The 13,029-nt window shown below is 45.7% G+C and carries 9 protein-coding genes and 1 pseudogene; 6 read left to right on the top strand and 4 right to left on the bottom strand.

Annotated features, from left to right (window positions below; genetic code table 11):
• From ACO59Y_RS07105 to ACO59Y_RS07095, 3 genes are all read left to right on the top strand, one after another.
• A partial coding sequence (locus ACO59Y_RS07105) for a YadA-like family protein (protein ID WP_486131901.1) occupies window positions 1-1,214 on the top strand: 1,214 nt, incomplete at its 5' end.
• 76 nt (window positions 1,215-1,290) lie between these two features.
• The gene (locus tag ACO59Y_RS07100) at window positions 1,291-2,886 is read left to right on the top strand and encodes a glycosyltransferase family protein (protein WP_486131899.1); all 1,596 of its coding nucleotides are present in this window, start codon (window positions 1,291-1,293) and stop codon (window positions 2,884-2,886) included.
• 10 nt (window positions 2,887-2,896) lie between these two features.
• Window positions 2,897-4,816, top strand: a complete 1,920-nt coding sequence (locus ACO59Y_RS07095) for a UDP-glucose:protein N-beta-glucosyltransferase (protein WP_486131897.1) — start codon at window positions 2,897-2,899, stop codon at window positions 4,814-4,816.
• A 222-nt stretch (window positions 4,817-5,038) separates the two neighbouring features.
• On the opposite strand, the pseudogene ACO59Y_RS07090 reads toward ACO59Y_RS07095, so the two are convergent.
• From ACO59Y_RS07090 to ACO59Y_RS07075, 4 genes and pseudogenes are all read right to left on the bottom strand, one after another.
• Window positions 5,039-5,137: pseudogene (locus ACO59Y_RS07090) on the bottom strand (histidine phosphatase family protein); the annotation flags it as partial.
• A gap of 61 nt (window positions 5,138-5,198) precedes the next feature.
• Window positions 5,199-6,566 carry a toxin/drug exporter TdeA gene (gene tdeA, locus ACO59Y_RS07085; protein ID WP_486131895.1) on the bottom strand — a complete coding sequence of 456 codons (1,368 nt, stop codon included), beginning with the start codon at window positions 6,564-6,566 and terminating at the stop codon, window positions 5,199-5,201.
• A gap of 68 nt (window positions 6,567-6,634) precedes the next feature.
• Window positions 6,635-8,566, bottom strand: a complete 1,932-nt coding sequence (locus ACO59Y_RS07080) for a MacB family efflux pump subunit (protein WP_486131893.1) — start codon at window positions 8,564-8,566, stop codon at window positions 6,635-6,637.
• 17 nt (window positions 8,567-8,583) lie between these two features.
• A complete protein-coding gene (locus ACO59Y_RS07075; RefSeq protein WP_486131891.1) occupies window positions 8,584-9,765 on the bottom strand; it encodes an efflux RND transporter periplasmic adaptor subunit in 1,182 nt (393 codons plus the stop codon).
• Between the two features lie 260 nt (window positions 9,766-10,025).
• Here ACO59Y_RS07075 and glnS point away from each other — a divergent pair, with 260 nt between their 5' ends.
• The 3 genes from glnS to ACO59Y_RS07060 all read left to right on the top strand — a co-directional run bounded on the left by glnS (window position 10,026) and on the right by ACO59Y_RS07060 (window position 12,884).
• Window positions 10,026-11,699: a glutamine--tRNA ligase gene (glnS, locus tag ACO59Y_RS07070; protein WP_486131889.1), complete on the top strand. Its 1,674-nt coding sequence runs from the start codon at window positions 10,026-10,028 to the stop codon at window positions 11,697-11,699.
• A 124-nt stretch (window positions 11,700-11,823) separates the two neighbouring features.
• Window positions 11,824-12,444, top strand: coding sequence for a DUF2799 domain-containing protein (locus tag ACO59Y_RS07065; protein ID WP_486131887.1), 621 nt, complete (start codon window positions 11,824-11,826; stop codon window positions 12,442-12,444).
• Window positions 12,445-12,449: 5 nt separating this feature from the next.
• On the top strand, window positions 12,450-12,884 hold the full coding sequence (locus ACO59Y_RS07060) for a YcgN family cysteine cluster protein (RefSeq protein ID WP_486131885.1): 435 nt from the start codon (window positions 12,450-12,452) through the stop codon (window positions 12,882-12,884).
• Window positions 12,885-13,029: the final 145 nt, after the last annotated feature.

The following is a 13,029-nucleotide window of genomic DNA, read 5'->3' as shown; positions in this document are numbered from 1 at the left end:
CGAATAGCACAGCGAATGTGGCTAACAGCACAGCCTTCGCCGCTAACTCCACTGCAAATGCAGCGAATAGCACAGCGAATGTGGCTAACAGCACAGCCTTCGCCGCTAACTCCACTGCTAATGCAGCGAATAGCACAGCGAATGTGGCTAACAGCACCGCCTTTGCTGCGAACTCAACTGCAAATGTGGCTAACAGCACTGCCTTTGCTGCGAACTCAACTGCTAATGCAGCCAATAGCACCGCTAATACTGCAAACAGCACTGCTAACGCAGCCAACACAACGGCGAACACTGCGAACAGTACAGCCAATGCGGCTAACACAACGGCGAATACTGCGAACAGCACAGCTAATGCGGCCAACACAACGGCGAACACTGCGAACAGCACAGCTAATGCGGCTAACACAACGGCGAACACTGCGAACAGCACAGCCAATGCGGCCAACACAACGGCGAACACTGCAAACAACACGGCGAATATTGCGAATAGCACCGCAAATTCTGCTAATGCGAATGCTACGGCTGCGCTTGCTAACGCAACGCAAGCCAATGCAGGCTGGAACTTGACGACAAGTGCGTCCACCGGCAATGTGAGCAACGTGTCTATTGCAAACGTGAAAGGTAACGATACTGTCACCTTCGACGCTGGCAAAAACATTGAAATCACCCAAACCGGACGCGGTTTAAGTGTTGCCTTGGCACGCGATATCAGCGTGGACAGTGTGACCACCAAAGATCTCACTGCCACAGGCAATGTGACCTTAGGCGGTGGTGCAGGTACGAGCGTGAAAGTTGCGACCGGAACGACTGTTAACATGGGCGGAAACCGCATTCAAAACGTAGGTAATGCGACAGCAGATACCGACGCGGCGAATATGGGCGATGTGAAACGTTATGTGAACACAACGCTTGCCGGTTTCAATGCGACAGCAACGAATAGTGCAGTGAATAACCTGAACAAACGCGTAAATAAACTCGATAAGAGAATGCGAGGTTATGCAGCGAATGCGATGGCGGCAACGGCATTACCGCAAGTGACGGCAGCCGGTGAATCCATGGTTTCTGCAGCGGTCGGCTCACAAGGTGGGGCGAGCGCAGTGGCTGTCGGCTACTCCCGTGCGTTGGATAATGGCAAAGTCATTATTAAACTCAACGGTGCAGTCAGCAGCAATGGCGAAGCCGGGGTTGGCGCAGGTGTCGGTTACAAATGGTAATCGCTAGGCGTTAAGCCATAATTAAGATAAAATCGCGGGGGCGCAAACCCTCGCGATTTTTACCAGAGATTAAATTATGAATAATCAACAATCATCGATTGAAACTACTGAAAAAATATCTACGTTGTTGTTATGTAATCCTCATTTTTTGAGTAATTTTAACGAACAATATGTAAAAGGGCTGTCTTTGGTTCAATGGTTGCCGGAGATGGGAATGAGACATCAGTTGAATGCGGTATCGGCGGAGAGCTACGATATCCTTATGGTTGATGAATCTTGCCCGATTAACTACAGCAGCTTTATTTGTTGGTTGCGTGTGCTGAAGATAAATGGCGCCTTAGTGCTGCCGAAAAGCGCACAAGCGAATATAGATGCATTTTTTGAACGCGTTACTGAATTTGTAGAATTGAGTCCATTGGATTCGGGTAATGTATTGGTATTTGCTAAATTACCGCATAGTCGGAGTTACGAAGATTATGAAGCGGAGTTGGAACACTTAATAAGTCAACGTGCTTTTGCCAAGGCATTGTCATTGTTGGATAAGATGGAGATCTTAGCGCCTTTACATATTCATCCGACAATGTATCAAGCAAAAATTTATCAACAATTAGGTTTAGTGGACGGTGTGTCGACGGTTTGGCGGCTATTTCGTCAACGTATGACAAACCCGAATGTCGCCGTGTTTGCCGCTTTGGATACCATTATGACAGGGGATTATCATCATGGGTTTAAGGCGCGTCAGCCTTTGATTAGCGATACCTTTCGCGCTAAACCACCACCGAAAACGGAATGGCAGCCGAAAAAATGGCAAGGGCAAAATTTGCTGGGTAAGCATTTAGTGATTTGGACGGAATTCGGCTTGGGTGACGAGCTGATGTTTTCCCAACTGGCCTATGCATTGAAAAAACAGTTGAATGCGCAAAAAATTACATTGATCGGGCAAACGCCAATCGTCGATTTATTGAACACCCATCCGGATATTGATGTGGTGATCGACAGTAGTAAGATTGAAGTGGAATTGACTGACTTCGATTATTGGGTTTTTCCGCACGATATTATGGCTTATATTGATTTGCCTTTTGAGCAAGTAATCAAGCGCCATCCTTATTTGTTTATTGAGGCGGCGAATGTGGCGCAGGCTAAAAATAAAATTATGCAAGTTAAGCCTAAAACCAATGCGGTGCCGAAAGGATTAAACGTTGGGATTGTGTGGCGTGGTAATGCGACGCACGAAAACGATGCTTATCGTTCCATTCATCAAACGGAATTATTACGCGAGCTGTTCGATATAGAAGGGATAAATTGGTATTGTTTGCAGAAAGAATGCAATGAACAGGAAAAGCTCTTGCTCGCGGAATACAATATTCCTAATTTGGCGGAAAATGCGGCCTCTTTAATGGAAACCGGCGCTTATTTGATGAATATGGATTATTTGGTGACGGTGGATACATCGGTGGCGCACTTAGCCGGCGGGTTAGGCGTGAAGACGCTGTTATTACTACCGTTTATCGGCGATTGGCGTTGGGGATCTGATGGAGAGCGTAATATGTGGTATCCGAATTTAACCGCGATCCGTGTAGAATCGCCAAAAGCTTCATGGGCGTTGGCCATAAGTAAAACGCGCGATAAGTTAGAAATTTTAAAACATAGTCAACGAATGAGTTATTTATAGGAGCCTATTTATGCAAAATGAAAATCCGCAACCACAAGCTCAACAAGAAGAGCAGGTTACGCCGAATGTAGCGCGTTTTGAGCGTGCTGTGCGCGAGAAGGATTATGAACGCGCTTGCAACACTTTGCTGTCGATTCTCGGTAAATTAGACGAAAACTTCGGCGGTTTGCAAGGCATTGAATTTGCTTATCCTGACCAATATCGGGATAAAAACATGGAAATGGAGTTGACGGTATATTTTTGTACCCGAATGGCGGATGCGATTTCCGAATTGTTTAGCGATCCGGTGTTAGAAGTGAGCGATTCCGGAATGCAACGTTTCTTTTCCTTGCAACGTTGGATTTCCTTCATTTTTGCAAGCTCCCATTATGTGAATGCGGATCACGTGTTACAGGTGTATAACCGTAATCCGGATCGCAATTCGTCGGAAGTACAAATCGAAGCGAAGCGTCCGTCGTTGATTAAATTCTGTATTTTGTACTTGCCGGAATCCAATTTGAATTTGAACTTGGATATGTTATGGCAGATTGATCGCGATATTTGCGCCTCACTTTGTTTCGCTTTGCAGTCGCCACGTTTTATCGGTACACCGGCTGCTTTCAGCAAACGCGCGGCGATTTTACAGTGGTTCCCGAAAAGATTGGAAACTTTAAACGATTTAAATAACGTACCAAACGCTATTTCTCACGATGTGTACATGCACTGTAGTTATGATGTGGCGGCTAATAAACACGATGTAAAAGGTGCGTTAAATAAAGTGGTGCGTCGTCATAATTTCTTGTTTGGTTGGCGCGATCTTGATGTGCAAAATATCGGTTACCGCAACGGTAAGCCGGTAATGGTTGTTGTGTTAGAGCATTTCCATTCGGCGCACTCTATTTATCGTACTCACTCCACTTCAATGCGGGCGGCACGCGAGCATTTCTATTTGATCGGAATGGGGAATGAACAAGTGGATCAGCTCGGTCAAGAAGTGTTCGATGAATTCAAATTGATTCCGTCCGGCCATGTGTACGACCGAATGAAAGTAGTGCGCGAAGTGTGCGAGGAAAACAAAGCAGCGATTTTATATATGCCGTCCATCGGTATGGATTTGTTGCCGATTTTCTTGAGTAATACCCGAGTAGCGCCAATTCAAGCCATCGCTTTGGGTCACCCGGCGACCACCCATTCAAAATTTATCGAATATGTGGTAGTAGAAGACGATTATGTTGGTTCGGAAGCCTGTTTCAGCGAAAAACTGTTGCGTTTGCCGAAAGACGCCTTACCTTACGTGCCTTCTGCTTTGGCACCGACGCAGGTGGAATACAAATTGCGCGAAAACCCTGAAGTGGTGAACATCGGTATCGCCTCCACCACGATGAAATTAAACCCGTTCTTCTTGGAAGCTTTACGTGCCATTCGCGATCGTGCCCGAGTGAAGGTGCATTTCCACTTCGCGTTGGGGCAATCGCAAGGTGTGACACATCCTTATGTGGCGCGTTTTATTAAGTCCTATTTAGGTAACGACGCCACGGCACACCCGCAAACGCCTTATTTGCAATACTTAGATATTTTGAAAAATTGCGACATGATGGTGAACCCGTTCCCGTTCGGTAATACTAACGGTATTATCGATATGGTAACCATAGGCTTGGTGGGTATTTGTAAAACCGGTCCGGAAGTGCACGAACATATCGACGAAGGCTTGTTCCGTCGTTTAGGCTTGCCGGAATGGCTTATTGCTCACACCGTGGACGAATACGTAGAACGCGCAATTCGCTTAGCGGAAAACCATGCGGAACGCTTGGCATTGCGTCGTCAGATCATCGAAAATAACGGCTTGAGTACGTTATTTACCGGTGATCCGCGCCCGATGGGACAGATCTTCCTGCAAAAACTAAAAGAATGGGCTGAGTCGCGCAAAGTAAAATTGCAGATTGCCGCATAGTTTGAATTAAGAACAAAAAACGCTTGCCGGAAGGTGAGCGTTTTTTTATGTGTATTTTTTTAGAAAATAATAGTGGGCGATTTATACGGGAGTTATCGGTACGCGTGATTTGAGATCGCAAAATAGCACCGCATTGAAGCCTTGTCCGGCAAGCTTTCAATGCGGTGCTGAAATGAATAGATAGAAAGTTTAAGATTCAACGAAAATTTTCGGAGACAGTATTTCCGTCAATGGCGAATCGCCGTGCCCTTGCATTAAGCCTTGTTCGTTCCAAACGGTTCTGCCGTGGCGGATGAAGTAGAAAGTCAGCTGCTTTTTCATTTTTCCTCTCCAAAAATAAAATAAGGAAGTCGAAACTTCCTTATTTTGCTTAAGTTATGAATTAACGCGAATAATAACCGGCCATGGCGCTATAGACGGCATTTTCCGCTTGAATCAAGCTGAATTTTGCGTTCAAGATGGCTAGTTGCGAATTTTTCTCGGTATTTGCCGCATTCAACCATTCGCGCAACTCGGAAACCCCCGCGTTATAGCGGTTGCGGTAATATTGCGTGATGCGTTTGTTGTAATCAAAAGTTCTTTGCTGATTGGCAAAAGCGCTTTGTGCTTGGGTGAAGGCGAAGTAGTGGGTGTCCACGTCGTTCAATGCGGTGGTGATACTTTGCTCGTAGTTCAAACGCGCGGTTTCATAATCCGCTTCGGAAATTTTGACATTCCATTTTACGCTGTTCCAGTTTAAGAACGGCAAGCTAATGCCTACTGTGCCGCCGGCGACAGGCGTGTGAAGTGCGTTGCCGACTTTGTTGCCGGTTGAGCTTAAACTGCCGCCCAAGGTAACTTCAGGGAACCAGCTTTTTTCGGTTGCTCTGGCATTTTTAAAAGCGCTGCTTAAACGGAATTGATACCCTTTGACATCCGGACGGTTGGCGATAACGGAAATCGGTACGTTTAAATTCACGCCGACATTTTTCACGTTAAGAATATGCGGGAAATTGATATTTAATGCTTCGTCAGGTTTTAAGTTAAGCAAATTGCGCAGGGTTTGTTCAGCAGTTTTGCGTTGGGTTTGGTAGGTGATCAAACTGTTACGTGCGGTTAGAACCGATTGTTGCGCCTGATCCACGCTGGCAGAATCTGCGACACCTTGGCTTAAACGACGTTGCATAATGTTGCTGATGTCGCTGTAGTATTTGATGCTTTCTTCGGTGGTCGCAATTGCATCATTTAAATAAGCGATTTGGTAATACGTGATAACTACGGAATTTATTAAAGAAAGTTTGGTTGCTTCCAAATCTTGCGCGGTGGCTTTGTGCGTCCACTCTGCAGCATCCGCAGAATCCGCCAAACGGCGCCATAAATCTAGGGTGTAACTTACGTTTAAGGAGCCGCTGTGGGAAACCGCTGAGTTAGCCGATGTATCGATACGACGTTGTGCGCCGGACTTTGTGGCACCACTAAAGGACGGCACTAAATTGGCGCCGACCAAATTAGCGTTATAAAGCGCTCGATTGACCGCAATGGCGGCTTTGGCTAAGTTTTTGTTATTTAGTAAGGCTTGTTCTACTACGCGGTTAAGTTGTGCATCTTGATAAAGCGTCCACCAATCTTCTTTTACATTGAATTGTTTGGTGATTTCTTCGTATTTTTGGTAATCCTCTAGGCTGGCTTTGTAGGAATCGCCGATATTGGCACAACCTGCGAGGGTTGTTGCCATGAGTACGGCAATGGCTAATTTCTTCATTTTTAACATGATTTTTCCTTCAGTTTCGTTAAAAAAAACGCGGTAGATTTTAACCGCAATTTGATGTTTTACAAAATCTATTCACGGGCAAGCGCGCTGACCGGATTCAGTTGTGCGGCGCGTTTGGCCGGCATATAACCGAATAGCACGCCGATAAGCGTTGAAAATAGCACCGCACTGACGAGGGAGACAGTGGAAAACGCCATATTGAAATCCTGCATAAAAAAATTAAATAACAAGCCGATTACGCCCGATAGCAAAATTCCCGTTAGGCCACCGATTAAACAAATCAGCACCGCTTCGATCAAAAATTGTTGCAAAATATTGGTTTGACGCGCACCGATAGCCATACGCACACCGATTTCTTTAGTACGCTCTGTCACCGAGACCAACATAATATTCATCACGCCAATGCCGCCTACAATTAAGGAAATAAAGGCGATGGAAGAAATCAGTAATTTCATCGTGCCAGTGGTGCTTTCGATGGTTTGTTTGATGGTGTCGCTGTTCATAATAAAGAAATCTTTTTTACCGTGGCGCATCGTAAGTAACTCCGTAATGCCTTTTTCCGCTACGGTTGTATTTACGTCGTCCGATACTTTCAGCGTAATTGAAGCGATCTTTTTACTGCCGGAAATACGGTTCATCACCGTCGTATAAGGCGCGTACAGATTCAACGAACTGCTGGCGCCGCCCATTTGTTTATCGGACACCACGCCGATAATACGCAGCGGACGTTTGTTAAACATCACCACTTTGCCGAGCGGATTTTCATGCGGGAATATCGATTTTTGTGCGCTTTCATCGATCAAGGCCACTTGATTATTTTCCGCCACATCTTGTGCGGAGAACAAATTACCTTGTTTCAAAGACAGTCCATCCACATCAAAATATTGTTCGCCTACACCTTTTAAATTGGTGGAGGAAAAGGTTTGGTTGCCATAGACCAAAATACCGCTCGATGAACTGTTCGGCGTCACGCTTTGCACGTAACTTTGTTTGTTCAGCGCATCAGCATCGCCGACTGTGAGATTTTGCATTTGCTCGGCGCGCCGATCGCCAAAACCCGTTCCGTTAAAAATGGTCATTGTGCTGGTGCCGATGCCTTTAATATTTTCCAAGATCTTTTGCTGTGAACCGTTGCCGAGCGCCACCACGGACACCACGGAAGTGATGCCGATAATAATGCCGAGCATCGTCAGCAGTGCGCGCATTTTATGTGCCACGATAGCGCTGACGGACATCCGAAACGCTTCAATCAATTGGTCTTTACTCAATCCAAAGTGCGGTTTTATTTGGGGCTGGTTTTGTGCTTTGCTTTCGACGGCTTCTTTTTGCGTATCGGCGATGATTTCGCCGTCTTTAATTTCAATCACCCGATTGGCTTGCGCTGCAATATTGCGATCGTGGGTAACCATAATAATGGTATGGCCTTCGCCATGCAGTTGGCGCAAGATTTCCATTACCTTTTGTCCGCTATGAGAATCCAACGCACCGGTGGGTTCGTCAGCAAGGATAATCTCGCCGCCATTCATTAAGGCACGCGCGATACTGACCCGTTGTTGCTGACCGCCGGAGAGTTGATTCGGTTTATTTTGCCATTTGTCACCCAAGCCCAGTTTCTCCAGGAGCAGTTTGGCACGTTCAATGCGGTGCTCTCGGGGCATTCCGGCATAGATGGCGGGGAGAGCGACATTTTCCGCCGCGGTTAAGCTGGATAACAAATTGTAGCGTTGGAAAATAAAACCGAATTTTTGGCTACGCAAATCGGATAGTTGATCGGAAGATAAGCTGGCGATTTCTTTACCGTCAATTTTATAAGAACCGCTGGTTGCCGTATCCAAGCAACCGATAAGGTTCATGAGGGTGGACTTGCCTGAACCCGATTGGCCGATAATTGCTACGAAGTCGCCTTTTTCAATATTCAACGAAATATTTTTCAGAATATGTACGCGGTTCTTGCCCACGCCGAAGTCGCGGTTAAGATTCTTGATTTCAATAATATTCATGGATTTTCTAGCGCGTTTTAGAATATTCTCGGCCCGCGGCCGTTGTTGCCTACTTTCTCGCCGGCTGCTACTTGAGACACAATGACTCGGTCACCTTCGGTTAAACCGCGTTTGATTTCTGCTTGGAAATCGTTTTGCACGCCGACTTCTACTTCGCGCAGTTCCGGCTGATTGTTGGCATTCAACAAATTGACGAAGGTTTTGCCGTCTTTCTTTTGAATCGCCATATTGGGTACCAATAATACGTTTTGTGCATCGGCGATTTTAATATTGTTTTCCGTGGTCATTCCGATGCGTAAAGTGCGATCGGGATTGTCCACGATTAAATTGGCGTAGTAATAAACCGCACTAGTGCTACTCGAAGCGCTGCTTGAACTACTTGACGAGGAACTTGATGAATTATCGCTTTTCGTGGTGGTGGCCGGGTCAACTGACGAAATTACGCTTTCGTAATGGGTGTTTGGATCGGACAATATGGTAAAACGCACCGCTTGTCCTGCTTTGACTTTGGTGATGTCGCCTTCAGAAATTTCCGGTTTGACGCGCATTTTGCTTAAATCCGCCACTTTCACAATGGTCGGCGCGGTTTGGACGGAATTGACGGTTTGCCCTTCGGCAATCGGGGTGGAAATAATGGTGCCGTCGATGGGCGAAGTGATTTTAGTGTAACCTAAGTTGGTTTCAGCGGTGCTGACTTCAATTTCTGCTTGTTTAATGGATTCTTTTAATGCGTTCGTTTCGGCTTGTGACGCATCAAAATTGTTTTTGGAATTATTGAAGTCATCAAGCGAAGCGGCTTTTTTGGCGTAAAGTTCGGCATAACGGGAATACGCCGATTGTGCCACGGAAAGTGCGGTTTCTTTTGCCTTTAATTGCGCCTGATAGCTCGCGAGCGCCGCTTTTTTGGTGTTGAGGTTATTGAGCTGAGTAGTGGAATCAATATCTGCGATAAGCTCGCCTTTTTTGACGTCTTGCCCAAGCGCGACATACAGTTTGGTGATTTTACCGGATACTTGTGCGCCTACATCCACCTCATTGACACTGCTGATGGAGCCGGAGGCCACTACGGTTTTTTCGATATTGCCGCGCGTGATGGACTCGGTTAAATAGCGGGCTTGTTCGGTCTGGTTGCCGACTAAAAAAGAGTAGGCGAGAGTGCCTAAAATTAAAATTACGGGAATAACAATAATTTTTTTCATGATAATCCATTTAAAAATGAACATTTGTTCAGAAGTGATATTTTAATGATTCATCGGTTTTTTGCACGAAAAATCTTGCGCTTAGACAAAATTTTGCTAAAAAGTTTGGTTTATCTAACGGTAATGGCAATAAGAAAGAGGACGTAAAAGAATGAATGGCGAATTAGCGCCACAGCTGCGCTCGAAAAATGCGAGGTTTCACAAAACACGGCTTTTCGTATAGAATAGCGCGAATATTTTATCCGGTAATTGAGAAGATTATGAGTAACACAGAACACACTTTAGACCTTTCGGAAAATGCCCGTCCGCACAATTTTATTACCCAAATTATTGATGAAGATTTAGCTTCCGGTAAACACCAAAGCGTTCACACCCGTTTCCCGCCTGAGCCAAACGGCTATTTGCACATCGGTCACGCCAAATCCATCTGCTTAAACTTCGGTTTAGCAAAAGAATATCAAGGCTTGTGTAACCTGCGTTTTGACGACACCAATCCGGTGAAAGAAGATGTGGAATATGTGGATTCCATCAAAGCTGATGTGGAATGGCTTGGTTTCCATTGGGCGGGCGAAGTGCATTACGCTTCCGATTATTTTGACGCACTTTACAATTACGCTATTGAGCTTATCAAAAAAGGCTTAGCATATGTGGATGAACTTTCGCCGGAAGAAATGCGTGAATATCGCGGAACTTTAACCGAGCCGGGTAAAAACAGTCCCTATCGTGATCGTAGCGTAGAAGAAAATCTGGCGTTATTTGAAAAAATGAAAAACGGTGAAATTGCCGAGGGAAAAGCCAGCCTGCGTGCCAAAATTGATATGGCATCACCGTTTATGGTAATGCGCGATCCGGTACTTTATCGCATTAAGTTCGCCAGCCACCACCAAACGGGCGACAAATGGTGCATTTATCCAATGTACGATTTCACCCACTGTATTTCCGACGCTCTGGAACGTATTACACATTCATTGTGTACCTTGGAATTCCAAGATAACCGCCGTTTATACGACTGGGTGTTGGAAAATATCAGTATTGAACGCCCGTTGCCACACCAATATGAATTTTCCCGTTTGAATTTAGAAGGCACCTTAACCTCTAAACGTAAGTTATTAAAATTAGTCAATGAAGGCATTGTGGACGGCTGGAACGATCCGCGTATGCCGACGATTTCCGGTTTGCGTCGTCGCGGCTATACGCCGGCATCAATTCGTGAATTCTGTCGCCGTATCGGCGTGACCAAACAAGATAACGTGGTGGAATACAGCGCGTTGGAATCTTGTATTCGCGACGATTTAAACCAAAATGCCCCGCGCGCGATGGCGGTTATCGATCCTGTCAAGGTGGTGATTGAAAACTTTAATGGTGAAGAAATATTGACCGCGCCGAATCATCCTAATCGTCCGGAATTAGGGGAGCGCCAATTGCCGTTCAGCAAAGAAATCTACATTGATCGTGCGGATTTCCGTGAAGAAGCGAATAAACAATATAAACGCTTGGTGTTGGGCAAAGAAGTGCGTTTGCGCAATGCTTATGTGATTAAAGCGGAACGCGTAGAAAAAGATGCCAACGGTGAAATCACCACGATTTTCTGTACTTACGATCCAGAAACCTTGGGCAAAAATCCGACGGACGGTCGCAAAGTGAAAGGCGTGATTCACTGGGTTTCCGCTGCACACAATCACCCGGCGGAATTCCGTTTATATGAACGCCTTTTCACTGTGCCAAATCCGGGTGCAGAAGAAAACATTGAAAGTGTGTTAAATCCCACTTCTTTAGTGGTTAAACATGGCTTCGTAGAGCAAAGCCTTGGTAACGCGATCGCTGAAAAAGGCTACCAATTCGAACGCGAAGGCTACTTCTGCGCTGACAGCAAAGACAGCCGTCCTGAATATTTGGTATTTAACCTGACGGTGAGTTTGAAAGAAGGTTTTTAGTGCAATACACATGTTAGCTAAGTCAATGCGGTGCTATTATTGAAGTCCGCATTTTAAATATAGCGATAGAGGGAAGATTGGCAAATTTGTTAATCTTCCTTACTTTTACACAAAGAAAAATAAAATGAAAAAATTCAAATTCTTCGGGCTGTTATTGCTAAGCTTGGGGTTAGCAGGCTGCGAAACGTTGTGGGCGATCGTCACCTTGCCGATTACGCTACCGATGGCGATGTTGGAATCCGTGGTCGGCGAATCGACGGAGGAATATTGCGTGCGCGTCAGTCAGGATTGGCATCACGCCGGTTATTTATACGGCGCGGACGGAACCGAAACAGCGAAAGCCGGCATCGACTATTATACGCGCCGTTGCGGTGCGTATCAGACGGTCGATCAAAAGGCGTTTATACAGGGCTACCAAGACGGCTATTGTAGGGATAATACCTTTTATCAATTAGGTCACGCCGGTTTTCCATCGAATGCTAATAGCTGCCCCGATGCGGTATCATTACAGAAGGCATACCGAAACGGTCAGGCGCGAACGGTTTTCGAACGCGAACACGAAGCGGATTTTTATCGTTTAAAACGTCTCCGTGAGCGATTAAAGGCTTTAGGTGATGCCGAGCAAGCTGATTCTAAAATGCGTCCTTACGCCATTGAACAACGGGAACAGTTGCGCGATAAAATTAACGAATTGGAACAACAATTGGGGCTGGAAATCACGGATTTCGGCCGTTCTTCGTGGTAAAAACAATGCAAAATCATTTTTGGCAGACCAAATCCTTACTTGAAATGAACGAAGCCGAATGGGAAGCGCTTTGTGACGGTTGTGGCAAATGTTGTTACCGCAAATATATTCAAGGGCACGGCAAGCGGCAAAAACTGTATTACACGCGCATCGCCTGCAATTTGTTGGATGTGAAAACCGGCAAATGCGGTAATTATCCCGAGCGCTTTAAGCTCGAAACGGATTGCACTAAGCTGACCAAAAAGAATCTGCCGGATTTTCATTGGTTGCCACAAACTTGCGCCTATCGTTTGATTTATGAAGGCAAACCGCTACCGCATTGGCATCCGTTGATTTCGGGCGATCCTAATTCAGTGAAAAACGCCGGGATATTGATTGCCGACGGCGTGCATGAAAAAGACGTGATTGATTGGTTTGAATTTGTTATCGATGCATGTTGAGCTTTTAAAATAACACCGCATTGAGTGTCCGAAATAGCACCGCATTGAAGTTCCAAAATAGCACCGCATTGAAGTTCCAAAATAGCACCGCATTGGAAGCCCGTTTGAAGCGTCTCTTGAGAGATAAATGCTGATTGGCGACAAA

This window comes from Rodentibacter sp., from assembly GCF_057314195.1.
The sequence above is the reverse complement of the archived record's forward strand: the minus strand, read 5'-3'. Positions and strand labels throughout refer to the sequence as shown.

Bases quoted from the DNA above. Each gene is read 5' to 3' on its own strand.
- ACO59Y_RS07060 (WP_486131885.1), top strand. From the start codon at position 12,450: ATGCAAAATCATTTTTGGCAGACCAAATCCTTACTTGAAATGAACGAA.
- ACO59Y_RS07065 (WP_486131887.1), top strand. From the start codon at position 11,824: ATGAAAAAATTCAAATTCTTCGGGCTGTTATTGCTAAGCTTGGGGTTA.
- ACO59Y_RS07100 (WP_486131899.1), top strand. From the start codon at position 1,291: ATGAATAATCAACAATCATCGATTGAAACTACTGAAAAAATATCTACG.
- ACO59Y_RS07075 (WP_486131891.1), bottom strand. From the start codon at position 9,765: ATGAAAAAAATTATTGTTATTCCCGTAATTTTAATTTTAGGCACTCTC.
- tdeA (WP_486131895.1), bottom strand. From the start codon at position 6,566: ATGTTAAAAATGAAGAAATTAGCCATTGCCGTACTCATGGCAACAACC.
- ACO59Y_RS07095 (WP_486131897.1), top strand. From the start codon at position 2,897: ATGCAAAATGAAAATCCGCAACCACAAGCTCAACAAGAAGAGCAGGTT.
- glnS (WP_486131889.1), top strand. From the start codon at position 10,026: ATGAGTAACACAGAACACACTTTAGACCTTTCGGAAAATGCCCGTCCG.
- ACO59Y_RS07080 (WP_486131893.1), bottom strand. From the start codon at position 8,566: ATGAATATTATTGAAATCAAGAATCTTAACCGCGACTTCGGCGTGGGC.